Source organism: Paucisalibacillus globulus, from assembly GCF_900184735.1.
Classification (GTDB): Bacteria; Bacillota; Bacilli; order Bacillales; family Amphibacillaceae; genus Ornithinibacillus; species Ornithinibacillus globulus_B.
This window is the reverse complement of sequence record NZ_LT855390.1, coordinates 121,367-138,365: the sequence shown is the minus strand read 5'-3', so window position 1 is coordinate 138,365 and position 16,999 is coordinate 121,367. Positions and strand designations below refer to the sequence as shown.

Annotated in this window: 15 protein-coding genes and 1 riboswitch; of the genes, 11 read left to right on the top strand and 4 right to left on the bottom strand. The window is 38.4% G+C overall.

Annotation, left to right across the window (positions count from 1 at the left end; translation table 11 throughout):
• Window positions 1-175: 175 nt before the first annotated feature.
• The 8 genes from BN999_RS09970 to BN999_RS09935 all read left to right on the top strand — a co-directional run bounded on the left by BN999_RS09970 (window position 176) and on the right by BN999_RS09935 (window position 8,391).
• Window positions 176-691: an RNA polymerase sigma factor gene (locus BN999_RS09970; RefSeq protein ID WP_096271228.1), complete on the top strand. Its 516-nt coding sequence runs from the start codon at window positions 176-178 to the stop codon at window positions 689-691.
• Complete coding sequence (locus BN999_RS21150) at window positions 669-1,238, top strand: zf-HC2 domain-containing protein (RefSeq protein ID WP_096271227.1); 570 nt, start codon at window positions 669-671, stop codon at window positions 1,236-1,238. Before BN999_RS09970 ends, BN999_RS21150 begins: the two co-directional genes overlap by 23 nt.
• Complete coding sequence (locus BN999_RS09960) at window positions 1,238-1,942, top strand: YfjL-like protein (RefSeq protein ID WP_096271226.1); 705 nt, start codon at window positions 1,238-1,240, stop codon at window positions 1,940-1,942. Before BN999_RS21150 ends, BN999_RS09960 begins: the two co-directional genes overlap by 1 nt.
• 214 nt (window positions 1,943-2,156) lie before the next feature.
• Window positions 2,157-3,287 (top strand): plasmid pRiA4b ORF-3 family protein, encoded by a 1,131-nt coding sequence (locus BN999_RS09955; protein WP_096271225.1) that lies wholly within the window; start codon window positions 2,157-2,159, stop codon window positions 3,285-3,287.
• Between the two features lie 21 nt (window positions 3,288-3,308).
• Window positions 3,309-3,992: a response regulator transcription factor gene (locus BN999_RS09950; RefSeq protein WP_096271224.1), complete on the top strand. Its 684-nt coding sequence runs from the start codon at window positions 3,309-3,311 to the stop codon at window positions 3,990-3,992.
• 1 nt (window position 3,993) lies between these two features.
• Window positions 3,994-4,998: a sensor histidine kinase gene (locus BN999_RS09945; RefSeq protein ID WP_096271223.1), complete on the top strand. Its 1,005-nt coding sequence runs from the start codon at window positions 3,994-3,996 to the stop codon at window positions 4,996-4,998.
• A gap of 133 nt (window positions 4,999-5,131) precedes the next feature.
• On the top strand, window positions 5,132-5,815 hold the full coding sequence (locus BN999_RS09940) for an ABC transporter ATP-binding protein (protein ID WP_096271222.1): 684 nt from the start codon (window positions 5,132-5,134) through the stop codon (window positions 5,813-5,815).
• Window positions 5,812-8,391 carry an ABC transporter permease gene (locus BN999_RS09935; RefSeq protein WP_096271221.1) on the top strand — a complete coding sequence of 860 codons (2,580 nt, stop codon included), beginning with the start codon at window positions 5,812-5,814 and terminating at the stop codon, window positions 8,389-8,391. Before BN999_RS09940 ends, BN999_RS09935 begins: the two co-directional genes overlap by 4 nt.
• Window positions 8,392-8,483: 92 nt before the next feature.
• Here BN999_RS09935 and BN999_RS09930 read toward each other — a convergent pair whose 3' ends face one another.
• Entirely contained in the window at window positions 8,484-9,032 is a 549-nt protein-coding gene (locus BN999_RS09930; RefSeq protein WP_096271220.1) for an NADPH-dependent FMN reductase, read from the bottom strand.
• Between the two features lie 321 nt (window positions 9,033-9,353).
• Here BN999_RS09930 and BN999_RS09925 point away from each other — a divergent pair, with 321 nt between their 5' ends.
• Window positions 9,354-11,600 carry an ATP-binding cassette domain-containing protein gene (locus BN999_RS09925; protein WP_096271219.1) on the top strand — a complete coding sequence of 749 codons (2,247 nt, stop codon included), beginning with the start codon at window positions 9,354-9,356 and terminating at the stop codon, window positions 11,598-11,600.
• 105 nt (window positions 11,601-11,705) lie between these two features.
• Here the strand turns inward: BN999_RS09925 and BN999_RS09920 are convergent, their stop codons facing one another.
• Together BN999_RS09920 and BN999_RS09915 are read right to left on the bottom strand one after the other, a co-directional pair.
• Complete coding sequence (locus tag BN999_RS09920; protein WP_096271337.1) at window positions 11,706-12,710, bottom strand: phosphotransferase; 1,005 nt, start codon at window positions 12,708-12,710, stop codon at window positions 11,706-11,708.
• 89 nt (window positions 12,711-12,799) lie between these two features.
• A complete protein-coding gene (locus tag BN999_RS09915) occupies window positions 12,800-13,066 on the bottom strand; it encodes a CD3324 family protein (RefSeq protein ID WP_096271218.1) in 267 nt (88 codons plus the stop codon).
• 466 nt (window positions 13,067-13,532) lie between these two features.
• Between BN999_RS09915 and BN999_RS09910 the strand changes: the two genes are divergently transcribed.
• Both BN999_RS09910 and BN999_RS09905 read left to right on the top strand, forming a co-directional pair.
• On the top strand, window positions 13,533-14,033 hold the full coding sequence (locus tag BN999_RS09910) for an SRPBCC family protein (protein WP_096271217.1): 501 nt from the start codon (window positions 13,533-13,535) through the stop codon (window positions 14,031-14,033).
• Window positions 14,034-14,211: 178 nt separating this feature from the next.
• Complete coding sequence (locus BN999_RS09905) at window positions 14,212-14,706, top strand: DinB family protein (RefSeq protein ID WP_096271216.1); 495 nt, start codon at window positions 14,212-14,214, stop codon at window positions 14,704-14,706.
• 296 nt (window positions 14,707-15,002) lie between these two features.
• On the opposite strand, the gene ade is transcribed toward BN999_RS09905, so the two are convergent.
• Complete coding sequence (gene ade, locus BN999_RS09900; RefSeq protein ID WP_255247437.1) at window positions 15,003-16,769, bottom strand: adenine deaminase; 1,767 nt, start codon at window positions 16,767-16,769, stop codon at window positions 15,003-15,005.
• Window positions 16,770-16,878: 109 nt separating this feature from the next.
• Window positions 16,879-16,980: riboswitch (purine riboswitch) on the bottom strand.
• Window positions 16,981-16,999 lie beyond the last annotated feature (19 nt).

Sequence of the window (16,999 nt, the reverse complement as noted above, 5' to 3'; positions counted from 1 at the left end):
AATTATCTTTAGATTAGTGATTATTACATATTTGTGAATGGACCATGGGGACAAGTTCCTTGGACCTCATTCCAAGGAAGCTATCCCATAGTCTTTTTTATTTTCTTAATTTTCTTTTGTAACAAAAAGCTCTATCATGGTACTAAGTACATGACGGAAGGGGGGAAGGTCATTCATGCAGGAGATAGAAGACATCTATAAGGAGCTCCATCCAAAGATTCTCACGTATTTTTATATAAAAACATCGGACCAGATGGTTGCAGAAGACTTAACACAGGAAGTTTTCTATCAAGCGTTGAAAGGTATTCATTCTTTTCAAGGCTTTGCCACCATTCAAACTTGGGTATTTGCCATCGCAAAAAATATATTAACCAAGCACTATCGTTCCAAACGGTATAAAAAAGGTTTGGAAATGAAATTAACGAATGAAGTAAAAGACGTACCAAAGACTCCAGAAGATTTATATGTTTTAAATGAAGAAGCCAGAGAAATCATGACGCTTATACAAGTATTGGATGACCTTTCCAAAGATATTATCATTCTACGAATCTACGGGGAACTTTCCTTTAAGGAAATTGCTCAACTTGTTGGAAGAACTGAAAACTATGTCCGTGTTACCTTTCACCGTGCAAAGGTAAAAATCAAAACAGAAATGGGGGCGAAAAAATATGAAAGAATGCCCGATCGTTGAGGATTTACTACCACTATATCATGAAGGATTATTGAAGCCTGAGACTACGGAATGGGTAGAAGAACATCTTAAGAGTTGCCCTTCCTGTAGCGCTTTAGCAAGTATCTCTAGTGAACCCATACTGGAGGATAAGATTGAACCCGTAGTAGATCATGAAAAAATGATGGCTAAGGTAACATCAAAATTGACCTTATATCAATTAATCTTTGTTGGAATCTCCTTTTTTCTAGCTATACGAACTGTAATTGCAAATGAAAACTTTGGTTTTATTTTACCCTATTTTATTTTAGGACTCGTGATTTACTTATTTTATCGAACCTATCGATTGGTGATGTTGATTGCTTTTCTTCCTGTCTTTTTATGGTTTTTAGGAACTATGCTCTATAGCATCTTCCAGCAAACAGATCCGAATAATAGTGTTTCCATGATGATTTTTGACTCGTTATATGGTTCATTCCTAATGGCAGGCATCCATTTACTATTTGCAATCTTAGGAGCAACTGTTGGTTTACTCTTCATCAAGCTAAAAGAAAGTGGTGATGTATAATGCGTAAGAGAAAATGGTGGTACATTCTGTTAATTATCATAATTACACTCCCTGTACTATTTATAGCTAATGCTTTTAACGGAAATCCAGTATCCAAACAAATTGCGAAAATAACGTTAAACAATTATTTGGAAGAAGAATATCCAGAAGACGAGTTCCATGTGGGGAAGCCTTTTTACAACTTTAAGGATAGTGGATATAACTTTGAAGTGAAGCAAATTGGTGATGCAACACAAAAGGTGCACGACTTTACTGTAACAGGCATCTTAGGTACAGAGGTTACCTATGATTCTATTTATTACGCTAACTTAGATCAAATCTTAATAAGGAATCTAGAAAGTGAAGCAAACATGGAACTCCAACAACTGATAAAAAAAGAAATACCAGAGATGAAGGAAGTGGAGGTTATGATAGAGGTCTTGAAAGGGACCTATCCTTCCGACACCACCTGGGATAAGGATTTAAAGCTAGAAAAACCAATGTATATCCATATTATCTTAAATGCCGAAGATTTAACGAAGGAATCTGTAGTAGAAAAAGCGAAATCCATTCAGCAGCTACTAAATGAAAATGGCTACGAGTATGACCGGGTAAGCATTAATGCGAACTTAAATGATACCCAATATGGTTCTTATGTGAAATATGGACTCGGGTTTGAGAGAGATTCCAAGATTAGAGAAAGAGATGTAGAGGAGTTTGAGTGAGCCACGGGGTCAGGTTCCCTGGCTCTTTTCTCTTCTCTAATAGAATATTATCGTCCGATTACATCCAAATGAAAATATAGAGATTGATTATAAAGCTTCCCCCCAAACAACTACTCTCCAAAGGAAACGAGGTACCTGTCCCCATGGACCAAATTATGTGTCTAACTCGATAAATTGTTATAATAATAGTTATAAATGAAATGAGGCATTAGATATGATTATAAACTGCACAAAAAAGTTACAAGAACAATTAAAAATAAAGCCTGACGTTGTTGAGGGGGATAATCCTCTTCTATCATGGCATGGAAATCTGTTAATTGTGAACCGAAGAAAGACACTGGTACTGGTGAATGATAAAAATCGATATACGATCGTTCTACATGGGCTTAAAGCTAAGGATTTTAATAAAATCGATGATGTCATCTTGCACTCTATTCAGTACATGTTTGAACAAGAGGGTATTCAAAAGGATGTTATCGAACAATATATTGATTCTGCTAGAGAGATAACCTTTTCGAAAACAAAAGATAGAAAATTAATTGCAAGGATGAACAGGGCCTGTGAAACCTTATATTACTTTGAAACTCTACTTGATTCGGATACGATTTTCCAACCTACTCTGAGTTTAAAATTGAGTCGTGATTTAGTTGGGGATGGAAAAAAGGACTATTTCTATGCAAATGAGGCCATGTATAAGGACTTGGAGGAATTTACAGGTAAGCCGACATTCCAAACAAAAGCTCTAGAGATGAAGATAACATTGCGCCTTCAAAGTAGGAACGTGTTCCGGAAATTAATCGTTCCGATGTACATCACCTTCAGCGAATTCCATCATGTTATCCAGACTGCTTTTGGTTGGCAAGATTCTCATCTTCATGAGTTTTATGATTTTAGTAACCAAAAATCGAACCGAGCACTGAACCCTCACCACTTTGCATATAACGAAGAAGGATACAAACCGATTGCTAATCTTGTTTGTCATCCAGAGGCATTTAATCACGGGGATAATAGTCTTCCCAAGAAATTGGATCATACCGTTCTGCTTTCTGAATATATGCCAGCTAACGTAACCTATGTTTATGATTTTGGGGATAACTGGATACACGATATTAAGGTCCAGCGCGTGATGGAAGATTATGATAAGAATTATCCTACCTGTATAGAGGGAGAAGGAAACACACCACCAGAGGATGTAGGTGGAGAAGGTGGATATGAGGTTTTCCTTGAAATTATGGAAGATGTAAATCATCCAGATTATAAGCAAATGTATGCTTGGAGTAGAGAGCAAGGCTTTGAAGACTTTGATATAAAAATGGTTAATAGAAGGTTGAAGGATTTTGAATAACCATATGTTAGGGTGAAACGAATGAAAATCTTACTAGTAGAAGATGACCGCACCATTGCTTCCGGTTTAGAGTATTCCTTGAAACAAGAAGACTTTGATATCATCCTTTGTCATAACGCAACTTCGGCAACCGAAGTCATCCAACAACAGATAAATGAAATCGATTTATGCTTATTTGATTTAAACTTACCTGATGGTAGTGGGTATGACTTATGTAGATTAGTGAAAAAACAACTCGATATCCCGGTGATATTCTTAACCGCCTTTGATGATGAAGTGAATGTAGTCATGGGACTAGATATGGGGGCAGATGACTATATTACCAAGCCATTCCGAATCCGAGAACTTATTTCTAGAATTAAATCGGTACTGCGTCGATATAATCGACATTCCCAAACGAAGAATATCATCACCATACAAGATATTCAGATCAACACGTCAGAAGGAAAAGTATATAAAAATGAAGAGGAAATTTCGTTAACCGCTTTAGAATATCGTCTCTTCCTAATCTTCGCCAATCATATCGGACAACTTCTCACAAGAGCACAGTTGCTTGATCGAATTTGGGATGTTGCTGGTGATTTTGTGAATGATAATACCTTGACCGTCTATATAAAAAGATTACGTGAAAAATTAGAAGATGACCCACAAAATCCAACAATCATCAAAACAGTTCGAGGCATGGGCTATAAGGTAGGTGAGTAAATTGCTTCGAAATCGAGAAATTCAGATCCTGCTAACGATTCTAATCTTCATAAGTTTAGTAGGATTTACTGTGGCAGCACTACTAACTTCCATGGTTACAGCACTAATAGTTTTAGGCGTATCCATTTTACTGATCACCTGTACCCTTCTATTCACATCATGGCGCTACCGTGAAATTGGAAAACTTTCTGGCTACCTCCAACAAATTGCCAATGGCGATTTCCGGCTAGATGTTCGGGATAACCATGAAGGTGAATTGAGTCTTTTGAAAAGCAATATATACAAAGTAACCAAAATGCTTTCTGAACAGGGAACCGTCTTACACGAGGATAAAACAAAGTTAACCAATGCCATTTCCGATATCTCTCATCAATTAAAGACCCCACTCACCTCGATGATGGTCATGGCGGATTTATTACGAGATAAACAATTGGATGATGAAAAGCGATCTGAATTTACCAGGAATCTTCAGGTACAACTGGAACGCATGGAGTGGCTTGTTTCTTCCTTATTAAAGCTTTCGAAAATTGATGCAAGAACGATTACATTTAAAAAAGAAGAAATCCAGGTCTCTTCCCTGATTCAAACAGCTATTGAACCTTTATTAATACCAATGGATATCAAGATGCAAACCTATTCGATTACAGGTGAAGACCAGGTAACACTCGTTGGTGACTTTAACTGGATCACAGAAGCACTCATTAACATTATTAAAAATTGTGTTGAACACACTCCTGAAAAAGGCACCATTACCATTCACTTTTCAGAGAATGCGCTATTTACCGAGATCATCATTTCCGATAATGGGAAAGGCATTTCTAAGGAAGAACTACCCTACATATTCAAGCGATTTTACAAAGGGAAAAATGCAAGTGATGAAAGTGTTGGAATTGGTCTAGCAATGGCGTATAGTTTCATCACGAGTCAACAAGGCGATATTGAAGTGACCAGTGCAGTCGGTGTCGGGACAACCTTCCATATTAAATTTTACAAGCAGGTGATATGAGTGATCATTCCCCTGCTTATTTTATGCCCCTGCCCCCCTCTCACTAAGTGAATAAATTGTCACTTAAGAGTCACCTTAGAGTCATACTAGCTGGTTATACTGAACACAGACAAGAAATAATGGAGGTTTTCTTATGACTATATTAGAAGTTAAAAATCTATCCAAGGTGTACGGCAAAGGTGAAACCGCAGTAAAAGCTTTGGATAATGTATCATTCTCCGTAAATAAAGGTGAATTCGTTTGTATTATTGGTCCGTCTGGTTCAGGAAAGTCAACACTACTTCATTTACTTGGCGGAGTAGACCGTCCATCAAGCGGAAAGGTTCTCATCGATCAAACTGATATTTATGACTTGAATGAAACACAACTGGCCATTTTCAGAAGAAGACAAATCGGTTTAATCTATCAATTTTATAATCTTATTCCTATCCTATCTGTAGAGGAAAACATTAAGTTACCGATGCTTTTAGATGAACAAAAAGTAGATTCCAAGCAATTTAACAAGATTACAGAAATCTTAGGGTTAAACCAACGACTTACCCACTTACCAAACCAACTTTCAGGCGGTCAGCAACAGCGTGTATCCATCGGCAGAGCACTTATCAGTAATCCGGCTATTATGCTTGCTGATGAGCCTACTGGTAACCTAGATAGCAAAAATAGTGAAGAAATTATGGAACTACTCAAGATGTTTAATAAGACATACAATCAAACCTTGATTGTTATTACCCATGATGAGCGCATTGCCCTTCAAGCAGACCGTATTATTTCGATTGAAGATGGGAAGCTTGCCAAAGATGAGGTGATTCGCCCATGAACATTGTCAATAAAGTCACGGTAAGGCATTTAAAAAAGAATAAACGACGCTCCCTCGTGACCATTATTGGTGTCATCATTTCAGTGGCGATGATTACGGCCGTTGCGACACTTGGTGTTTCCTTTTTAGATTTATTAATTCGTCAGGATATTGCTAAGAACGGAGAATGGCATGTTCAATATGGAGACGTTAATTCAGACCAAATAGAAGCCATTCAACAGGACACCGATACGAAAACCCTTGTTCTCTCAAGTGATGGCTATGCTGCCTTAGAGGAATCAACCAATGAAAGTAAACCATATCTATTCTTTCAAAACTATAACCAGCAGGGCATGGAGCAATTCCCGATAGAAATTCTAGAAGGAAGACTTCCTAATAATGAGAATGAAGTAGCTATTTCAGAAGCAATTCAATCCAATGCAGAGGTAGATTACAAAATTGGGGATCAACTAACCGTTGACATTGGTGAGCGAGTGGACACAACAGAAGGAGTAACACTCACACAAAACTACCCTCTCAATCAGGGAATGGAGACCAACGTTGAAGAACTGCAAATCAAGGAAACAAAAACCGTAACCATCGTTGGGACGATTGAACGTCCTACCTGGGAACCAACCTGGGCCCCTGGTTATACGGTCATTGGCTATGTGGATGAAAGTTCCTTAACCGAAACAGATACGGTCGATGCTTTTGTCGTATTAGATAAGGTAAACGGTTCACTATTTGACCATGCAAAGACCCTAGCACAAGGACAAGGAATTGAGGAAGTTAATTTTAATAGTGAATTACTGAGGTATTATGGAGTCACAGCTAATGATTCATTGCGCATGACATTGTTTTCCTTAGTTGGTATTATTATGGCCGTTATTATTATTGGATCAGTTGCATTGATTTACAATGCATTTGCTATTAGTGTATCGGAACGTGCTAGACATTTAGGAATGCTATCCAGTGTTGGGGCAACGAAAAAGCAAAAACGAAACACTGTCTTCTTTGAAGGAGCGGTCATTGGGGCAATTAGTATTCCACTTGGGATTGTTGCAGGTCTAACTGGTATTGGGATTACCTTCCTATTCATTAATACTTTTATTGAGGATGCACTCAATGTTTCCGAAAAGCTTGAATTAGTTGTTACACCATCTACTATAATAGCTGCTAGTGTCATTTCAATCATCACGATTTTTATTTCAACCTATTTACCAGCAAAAAAAGCATCTAAAATCTCAGCAATTGATGCAATACGCCAAACACACGATATAAAATTATCTGGGAAAACGGTAAAAACGTCCAAGCTCGTACGAAAAGTCTTTGGAATCGAAGCAGAAATTGGACTGAAGAATACCAAAAGAAATAAAAAAAGATACTTGGCAACCTTGTTCTCATTAGTCATTAGTATCGTATTGTTCCTAGCTGTCACATTCTTTACTGACAATATCAAAAAGTCACTAGAAATGTCGCAGAATGATTATCAATACGACATACTAATTTACAGTAGTCAATTAGAGAAAGATGAGCTTGTGAGCTATACGAAATTAGATCACGTAACGAACTTTACAATTTCCGAGGAAGTGTTCGAACACTTACAAACACCAGTTAGTGTGGATGACATATCCCCTGAAATGAAAAAAATAGAAGATGAGCTATATATTGAGGATGGAAAGTACAATTATTATGTTTCACTTCAAAGTTTAGATGATGATAGTTTTCATGCTTATGCAGAACAAATCGGGGTAGATCCTAGAGATTTCATCAATCAAGATACACCGCTTGCCATTATTATTGATCAAATTTCCTATGAGGATGGTGCCTCTGGAAAGATAATCGAAACGAAGGCGATTGAGGCAGAAGTAGGAAAAACGTTAGACATCTATTCAGCAACATATGAGGATATGGAAGGTGAACCTACAGAACCTGAGTTGGTCCAATCTATTGAAATAGGAGCCCTTACAGATATTGTACCAATGGGCGTTCAAACGGCTAGTTTAGGAGGTATTAACATCATCATTCCCCAATCCACAATGGATGAATTAGGAATGGAAGTTTCACCTTATGTGTATTTAAACAGTTCCGATCCTCTGGCAACACAAGAAGCAATCGAAGAACTAACAGATACAAATGTCCATGTGTTTAATGTTTACCAACAAAGACAACAAGAGGAACAGATGGTTTTACTAATGTCCATTTTCATTTATGGATTTATTACGCTTATTTCCTTAATCTCGGTTGCTAACATTTTCAATACAATCTCGACCAGCATCAGTTTGCGGAAACGTGAATTTGCCATGTTACGTTCGGTTGGCATGACACCAAAAGGATTTAATAAAATGATTAATTACGAAAGTATCTTTTACGGGGTGAAGGCATTAGCTTACGGACTACCAATTAGTGTACTCATCATGTACGCTATTCATCGCTCCGTTGGCTACACCTTTGAATATGGATTTAGTCTACCGTGGATGTCGATTCTATTCGTGGTTGTCATGATATTCATTATTGTAGGGTCAGCAATGCTATATTCGATTTCGAAAATAAAAAAAGAAAACATTATCGAGAGTTTAAAACAAGAGAATATCTAATAAAGAAAACGCGGTTAGCACTATGCTAATCGCGTTTTTACAAATTTAAGGACAGACCCTTAATTGAAAAGGTCCATCCCTATTATATAATCTTATGCTTCGTATCTTTTAACTAATGCGACAAATGCATCTACAGCAGATTGTAAGAAACCAACTGTATCTTCATTTGTAATTTTACCATCTTCACCAAGTAATTCATGAACATTTGCAATGTATACCTCTGGTTGTTGTACAACTGGCATGTTTAAGAATGCTAACACTTGACGTAAATGATGGTTCGCACCAAATCCACTTAAGTTACTTGGAGATTGACTTACAATAAGTGCAGGTTTACCATCCCAAACGTTAGAACCGTATGGACGTGATCCAACATCAAGTGCGTTCTTAAGTGCTGCAGGTACAGAACGATTGTGTTCTGGAGTGACGAATACAACAGCATCTAATGCCTTCACTGTTTCACGGAATGACGTGTATACTTCCGGAATATCTTGATCAGAATCCTGATTATATAAAGGTAGGTTTCCAATTTCGATAAATTCCGCTTCGTAGCCTTCTGGTAATAATTCTACGATATTCTTTCCAAGCTGCTCTGAAAATGAATTGTTTCTAATACTTCCTACAACGATACCAACTTTTGCCATATGTAATCATCCTTTTCTAGTAGATTTTACTTACATAACCATAGTAGATTACTTTTAGTAATAATTCAACTTTTTAGATTATATATACTATTATTTATTAATTGCATTTTTGCAATGTGTGCTTAATCCAGAACAGAAACTGTTTTATAATTAACATATCAAGTTCTATCCCCTGAATCTTAAGTATAATTTGGTCACCAAATCGTGGTGTTGTATTCTACAGCGAAGAAATGGAAAGCATGAATAGAATCAGCTATACTTAAAAATGGAATTTGACTCCAATGTAGGCATTGGAAAATTAAGAACAAAGGAAGGTGTATGATGACTCAAGAATTTATAGAAATTCGTGGTGCTCGGGAAAACAACTTAAAAAATGTATCATTACGAATACCGAAACGAAAAATCACCATTTTTACTGGTGTATCAGGTTCTGGTAAATCGTCCATAGTTTTTGATACTATCGCCGCTGAATCCCAGCGACTATTGAATGAAAACTTTAGTATGTTCGTTCGGAACTTTCTCCCACGCATTCCACAACCCGATGCAGATTTAATTGAAAACCTTAGCATGGCTGTTATTGTTGACCAAAAGCGCCTAGGGGGTGGGTCTCACTCTACCTTAGGAACGATTACAGACATCTCTCCTTTACTTCGTTTACTTTTTTCTCGTATAGGCGAGCCCTATATTGGTGAGTCCTATATGTTCTCATTTAATGATCCACAAGGCATGTGTTCTGAGTGTAATGGAATCGGTCGTAAATTGCAGATTGATATGGACAAAGCAATAGACATGTCTAAATCATTAAATGAAGGAGCAATCTTGCTACCAGAGTATAAAGTTGGCAACTGGGAAATGAATATGATAGCAGAAACCGGTGACTTCGACTTTGACAAGAAGCTAAGTGATTATTCCAAAGAGGAACTGGATGAACTCCTTTATAGCAAAGCAAGAAAAGTAAAGGTACAGATCTCTGGAAACTCAATGAATATGACGGTTGAAGGCATCCTCGAGAAGTTTACGAATAAATACATAAAACAGGATTTGAAAACGAAATCGGAGCGCACACAAAAAGCAGTTGCCCCATTCATTACAGAAGGTCCTTGCCCAAGTTGTCATGGAGCTAGGCTAAGTCAACCCGCTCTTAACTGTAAAATTAACAACTATAACATAGCAGATCTAGCTTCGATGGAAGTGGATCAGCTAATCCAAGTGATTGAGGAAATAAAACAACCAGAAGCTGCTCCAATGGTCAAAGCCATATCGGAAAGATTACAACTCCTAGTAGATATTGGTCTGGAGTATCTAAGTCTCGATCGAGAAACGGACACATTATCTGGTGGGGAATCCCAGCGTGTCAAAATGGTTAAACACTTAAGTGGAAGTCTTGTGGATGTCGTTTATATATTTGACGAGCCAAGTGTAGGATTACACCCGAGGGATGTATACCGCCTCAATGAATTGCTGAAGAAACTACGGGACAAAGGGAATACCGTTATTGTGGTTGAACATGATCCTGATGTCATACAAGTAGCCGATCATATTATTGATGTAGGTCCATATGCGGGTGATAAAGGCGGGACAATTTTGTATGAAGGAAGTTTTGCCGGTCTACTTGAATCTGATACATTAACTGGCAACCATATGAAAAACAAGATGCCTCTTAAGAATGATTTTCGTCAGGCAACCGGTAAGCTATCCGTTGAAAATGTGACATTACATAATCTGAAAAATGTCAGTGTTGATATTCCAACAGGAATCTTAACTGTAGTTACAGGTGTTGCAGGTTCTGGAAAAAGTACATTAATCAATAATGCTTTCTTAAAGCAACACCCCGAGGCAATAGTGATCGACCAAAAATCTGTCGGTACTTCTACCCGTTCTAATCCAGCTACTTACACAGGGATTATGGACGATATTCGGAAAGCTTTTGCCAAAGCAAACAATGTAAAGCCTGGTCTGTTTAGCTTTAACTCAAGTGGTGCCTGTGAGAACTGCCATGGTTTAGGGGTTGTTTATACCGATTTGTCATTTTTAGAAAGTGTTAAAACTCCTTGTGAAGTATGTGGTGGGAAACGGTTTAAAGAAGAGGTATTAGCTTACAAACTAAACGGTAAATCAATTGCAGAAGTATTGGAAATGACCGTTGAACAAGCACTAGCTTTCTTTGAGATTAAAAAAGTGGTCAATACGCTACAAGCTATGAGCGATGTAGGAGTAAATTACCTAACACTTGGCCAACCTCTAAGTACATTGTCTGGTGGAGAATGTCAACGCATTAAATTAGCTACGGAATTGCATAAAAAGGGAAGTATCTATGTCATGGATGAGCCAACAACTGGACTTCATATGTCAGATATCACCCATCTATTAGACATCATCAATCGCCTTGTAGATACTGGGAATACTGTCATCGTTATCGAGCATAACCTTGATATCATCCGAAACGCTGATTGGATAATAGACATGGGACCTGAGGGCGGCACAAATGGAGGTAAAGTTATTTTCCAAGGCACTCCAAAGGAACTATCAACTGCCAAACACTCACTTACAGGCAAGTATTTGATATAAATAGAAGCAAGAAACTCAAATAGGTGCCTGTTCAAGTAAAAGTAGGTGCCTGTCACTCCTCGATATTTGTCGAACGTCGACAAAATTCGGGAAGTGACAGGCACCTTAGCTGTTTTTCATTTCATAGATTTTTTGGAGCGTATGAATATGCTTCATCTTCTCGTCATCATCCTCTGTGTAGAGATACCACTCCACAAGCCTGTATCCGAATACTAAAAGGATCATCTCATAGATGTAATCATCGGTAATGTGAGATACATCCACGTACTCTGAAAAGCCTTTATAATATGCAGGAACACATTTCTGGTAGTATTCAACCATATGATTGATATCTGCTTCATCTGCAATAAGGCTTGCGAGATCCTCACCCAGGTAGCCCCACCCAGAAGTATCCCAGTCGATTATCGCCATTTTCCCGTCCGAATAAATCAGATTGGTTATCCAAAAGTCCCGGTGACATAACACCACGGGCAATTTTTCGATATGGGTTAGTATCTCGTCTGCGTGCTCATCGATGTCGATAAGCATTTGCCGGACGTGTTGCGGGAATTCGCAATCTCCTGAGCGTATATAATCGTAGACGACTGGCCAAGACCGGTAATGCAAATACGTATTCTTCATCAAGTCCTTATTGCTCAAGTTCGTCAGGCTCTCTAGCACAGCGGGCCGCTCGGCAAATAACTTACCTTGATAGCGTCCTAATTCCAGTGCGGCCTGCTCATACATGTCACCTGTCAAGTCTAAACCTGTAACCCCGTCGATATACTCCAACCACAACTCGAATTCATTTTCTTCGGCATTGATCTCAGAGTAGTAACATGTCGGCCAGCTAAAAGCATCCGAAAACGTCGCTCCCAAATCAGACGAATAGAGATCATATTCCCGGCGCCATGAACCCGGATCACCGTAACGCTCCCATTTTTTCTGTATTTTCAGCACGATACGGTACGGCAATTTTTCACCATCTGTAGTTTCGGCGATTCCCGTTACCAGGTAAACATTCCCCACAGTTCCACCCTGTAACGGCGTGGTTTGGTAGTCGGCCGAAATGATGTCCTTCTTGAACCGTCTACCTAAAACATAAATCAGCTTTTCGAATCTAATATTTATCTCTTCCATCCCCCGTTTTTTAGGTGCCTGTCACTTCCCGAATATTGTCGACGTTCGACAATATTCGGGAAGTGACAGGCACCACAAATTCATCGCATCTTATAAACTATCTTTCGTATGCTGTCAGTCGACAAATGAAACTTCTTTCCTAATTCTTCGAAGGACTTTCCATTCGAATATAATTGGTAAATTTCTTGGTTACGCTTTGTAATTAATGCTTTCGATCCACTCACTTCTCCCCAAGCTATCCGATTTTCATTTGCTTTTGGAACGTAAATCAAATCACCTTGAATATATTGCTGCATTTCCTTTAGCAAACTAGGGGGAAGAACCTCTTTTGCATTTTTGTACTGCACGATAATTTACGTCCTCCTTATAAACTTGAAAATTTTTCTCTACAGAAACTTGATTTAAATCCACTATTTCCAACTCCTTTCCGTTGATTAACTTATGGAAAATTATATACGATACATCTAGTTATTGAAAGATGTAAATTTTCTGACACATCATAATAAATGAATTGGGACCGTTAGAAACGGTCCCAATTAGGATTTCCCATCTATAGGGAAATCACCTCTATAATAGTGTTCAACCTAACCAGCTCCTTTCGCAAGAGTCTATCGGTCCGACAACTATATTAACTCATATTCTACCCTCTCCTCACAAGGGAAAGAATGGTTATAATTATTTTATCCTGAAGAAAGGGCCCATCACTTTGTGTTCTATTCCACCTGGATATTCACTAATTTAAAGTAAAAAGCAATCATAGTGTACAATATAAGGAGTAGAAATATAAAATCATTATACATAAGGAGTGTAAAAATGAACCATTCAACAACCACATTAACCATGGTAAGAGATTTTAATGTAGCACCTGAAAAAGTATTTGATGCCTGGTTGAACCCAGAAATGATGAAAAAATGGTTTTTCACATTGGAAGGTACGAATAAGGTAGCACAAAATGACCCAAAAGTAGGTGGAACATGGGAAATTGTTGACCATCGACAAGGAAAAGATTACCGTGCCATCGGGGAGTATCTTGAAATTGAACCTGCTCAAAAGATTGTTTTCACGTTTAGAATGCCAGAATTAAGCGACAGCGGATTATCAGACAAGCTTACAGTTGAGCTAAAGGAAACGGAGCAAGGCTGTGAGATGACATTCACACAATTGATTCACGTGATTCATGAAGAGAATTGGGACGAGGCTGATATTGAAAAGGCACATGTCGAATGGCATGATAGCACAGAGCAAGGCTGGTACTATATGTTTATGGGGCTTAAGGAATTATTGGAGACAGGAAAAATTAGCTATACAGGATAAGGTACATAGAGAAAAATACACGGACCAATTTGTGCAATTTCAATAGGTCGGTGTTTTTTTCTTGAAAAAATGTTTCAATCTTTGCAGTCAGCTACATGAAAAAGGAATTTAACCTGAATGAGTTGAATAACTTATAGTGAACTTGGTTTCGGTACTCAACAGTTAAAGGAGTGGTTTTATGCAAGTGGTAACCAATATGTTTTTAGAACAACTGGACATGCATTGCTATAAGAATGAGTGGTTTGCTTCGATGGATCAGGCGCTTCATGGAGTTACTGCAGCTGAGGCAGCATGGACAAGTTCGGGAATCAGCAATTCGATTTGGCAAATTGTCAATCACATGATATTTTGGAATGAAGACGTAATCCATCGAATTAATGGCACAGAGAATCCGCATAATGCAGATGACAACGATGAAACCTTTGGAATTCCGGGAGATCCAGAGGACAAAAAAGGATGGGCTCAGACAGTGCAGCGCTTTTATGAAGTCATGAATAATTTTAAAACGGTGATTGAGGACCTTGACGACGAAAAGTTAAAAGCTACGTATGCAGCTAACAGTAACTCTATTGAGCGATTACTTAGCAATATCATGATGCACGATGCATATCATATTGGCCAAATTGTTTTGTTGCGAAAGTTACAATCCTCTTGGAATGGCGTTGATTGGTGATTGGTACCTGACCACTTATATCCTTTATAGAGCCTTTTCTTATCAAAAGATCTGGTGCTTGTAATTCCAGCTATACTTACATTTCTTGGGGTTGGCGGAGACCACATAAGTGAAAGGATACTTTTTGAGAAATATGGAGATAACGTCATGATGCCATACTTTGCAACCCTTGTTTATATATCTTGTCACAATACGTTGAATAAGCTACAAAAATGCCCAAAAGCTTGAGTTTAGCTCAAGCTTTTTTCTAATGCATTCTATTATATTATATTAGTTATTTGGCTAATTCATAGGGTCTATTCTTCCACCGACACCGGAACAAACGCAAACTTCGTCACATCTACCAGCCCTAAGTCTGTAATTTTTAAGGATGGAATCACGGACAGAGACATAAAACCTAATGTCATAATCGGATCGACATCTTCCGCTACCCCAAGTACTTCTCTAGCTACTTTATTTATATTGCTTTGCTCGACAACAACTTCCTCCCCTGAAAGATTACTCATCAGCCCTGCTACAGGAAGTGCCATACTACAGATGACCTTACCACCTTCAACCAAGACCACTCCACCGTCTTGTTCTTTCAAACATTCAATCGCCACTGCCATATCCTCGTCATTCGTTCCAGTCACAATCAAGTTATGCGAATCATGCGCAATAGATATACCAATTGCACCTTTCTGAATGTCATAGTCTTTCAATAATCCAACGAACACATTACCCGTGTTGTTATGTCTTTCCACAACAGCAATTTTCGCAACCGGTTTTTCAGGACTATACACAAACTCGCCTGCTTCATCCCGTTCCACTTTCACAATCGCTTCATTCGTTAATGCTTCCGTTTGAATAACCTCAATCGCTCTTGCTTTATTTGAACTCAATTTCAAACGAAGCTTTTCCTTGGAGAAATCACCAATATGAACACTTGATTGCACTTTAGAAATATCCGCCTTGGTGAATGGTGCAACATATTTCCCTTGATTAGCCACAAGTTTTCCATCGATATACGTTTGCTCCACAACCAAGTTATTCAAATCACTAAAAATAACCAAATCAGCTTTTAATCCTGGTGCCACTGCTCCACGATCTTTTAACTGACAACACTCTGCCGTATGAATAGTCGCCATCTGAATTGCTAGAATTGGATCTACGTCTTCCTCTACACAAATACGAATGGAATTATCTAAGTGCCCTTTTTCTATAATCGTTTTAGCCTGTACATCATCCCCACATAATACACAACGACGGGCATTCTGAGGAGTAACACCTTTTAGCAATGTACGTAGGTTTTGCGTAACAGATCCTTCCCGTAAGAACACATACATCCCACGTGAAATACGCGCTTGCAATTCTTCCACCGTGGAACACTCATGGTCATTCTCAATTCCCGCAGCGATATAAGCATTAAGCTCTTTACCACTCACCATCGGGCTATGTCCATCAATGCGTTTATTTAACTTTCTAGCAACTAGTATTTTATCTAGTACACTATCTTTCGCTTGTATCACACTGGGAAAATCCATAAATTCAGCTAGCCCCGCTACTTTTCCCTCTTCAAAAGGGGCAATCATATCGGCTGCAGTTACTACAGCTCCGGCATTTTCCATGTTGGTAGCTGGAACACAGGAAGGCATCATATATTGAATATCTAATGCGGTATGTTCAGCCGCTTCAATCATATATTCCAATCCTTTCATCCCTGCTACATTAACAATTTCATGAGGGTCTGCCATAACTGTTGTTGTCCCGTGTGGTACGAGTAAACGACCAAACTCTTCGGGAGTCACATAAGAAGATTCCACATGGATATGTGGATCAATAAACCCGGGTGCGATATACTTTCCGTTTAAATCAACCGTTTCTTTTCCCTCATACGATTCGCCGATACCTGCAATTTTCCCATCGACCATTGCAACATCACCTTGAAGGATATTCCCTTGGTAGACATCCACGATCTTCCCATTTTTTAAAACTAGATCTGCTTCTTTACGACCTGCAGCTACATCGATTAGTTTTGTTAATGCACGTTTTTCCATTTCAAAATCCCCCATCTCTGATGTCATCACTTTAAAACAAAAAAGCCCGAAGAACTGCTACACTCCTAATCTACGAGTGAGCAAAATTCTTCGAGCTAAATGCCGAAAAAGATAGTAATAGAATAATAGAATCCCATCACTATGTATTGCTACTCATAGTCGGTTCATTTACGGTAAACCGGTAGAAACTCGCAAGCCATATCCTTGCTATTATATGAGTGAATGCTATTGATTTATTTGTTTATTATAGCACTTCA

Excerpts from the sequence above, each read along its gene's own strand:
- BN999_RS09910 (WP_096271217.1), top strand. The coding sequence starts at position 13,533 with ATGAACCATTCAACAACCACATTAACCATGGTAAGAGATTTTAATGTA.
- BN999_RS09960 (WP_096271226.1), top strand. The coding sequence starts at position 1,238 with ATGCGTAAGAGAAAATGGTGGTACATTCTGTTAATTATCATAATTACA.
- BN999_RS09935 (WP_096271221.1), top strand. The coding sequence starts at position 5,812 with ATGAACATTGTCAATAAAGTCACGGTAAGGCATTTAAAAAAGAATAAA.
- BN999_RS09955 (WP_096271225.1), top strand. The coding sequence starts at position 2,157 with ATGATTATAAACTGCACAAAAAAGTTACAAGAACAATTAAAAATAAAG.
- ade (WP_255247437.1), bottom strand. The coding sequence starts at position 16,769 with ATGACATCAGAGATGGGGGATTTTGAAATGGAAAAACGTGCATTAACA.
- BN999_RS09930 (WP_096271220.1), bottom strand. The coding sequence starts at position 9,032 with ATGGCAAAAGTTGGTATCGTTGTAGGAAGTATTAGAAACAATTCATTT.
- BN999_RS09925 (WP_096271219.1), top strand. The coding sequence starts at position 9,354 with ATGACTCAAGAATTTATAGAAATTCGTGGTGCTCGGGAAAACAACTTA.
- BN999_RS09950 (WP_096271224.1), top strand. The coding sequence starts at position 3,309 with ATGAAAATCTTACTAGTAGAAGATGACCGCACCATTGCTTCCGGTTTA.
- BN999_RS09905 (WP_096271216.1), top strand. The coding sequence starts at position 14,212 with ATGCAAGTGGTAACCAATATGTTTTTAGAACAACTGGACATGCATTGC.
- BN999_RS21150 (WP_096271227.1), top strand. The coding sequence starts at position 669 with ATGAAAGAATGCCCGATCGTTGAGGATTTACTACCACTATATCATGAA.
- BN999_RS09970 (WP_096271228.1), top strand. The coding sequence starts at position 176 with ATGCAGGAGATAGAAGACATCTATAAGGAGCTCCATCCAAAGATTCTC.
- BN999_RS09940 (WP_096271222.1), top strand. The coding sequence starts at position 5,132 with ATGACTATATTAGAAGTTAAAAATCTATCCAAGGTGTACGGCAAAGGT.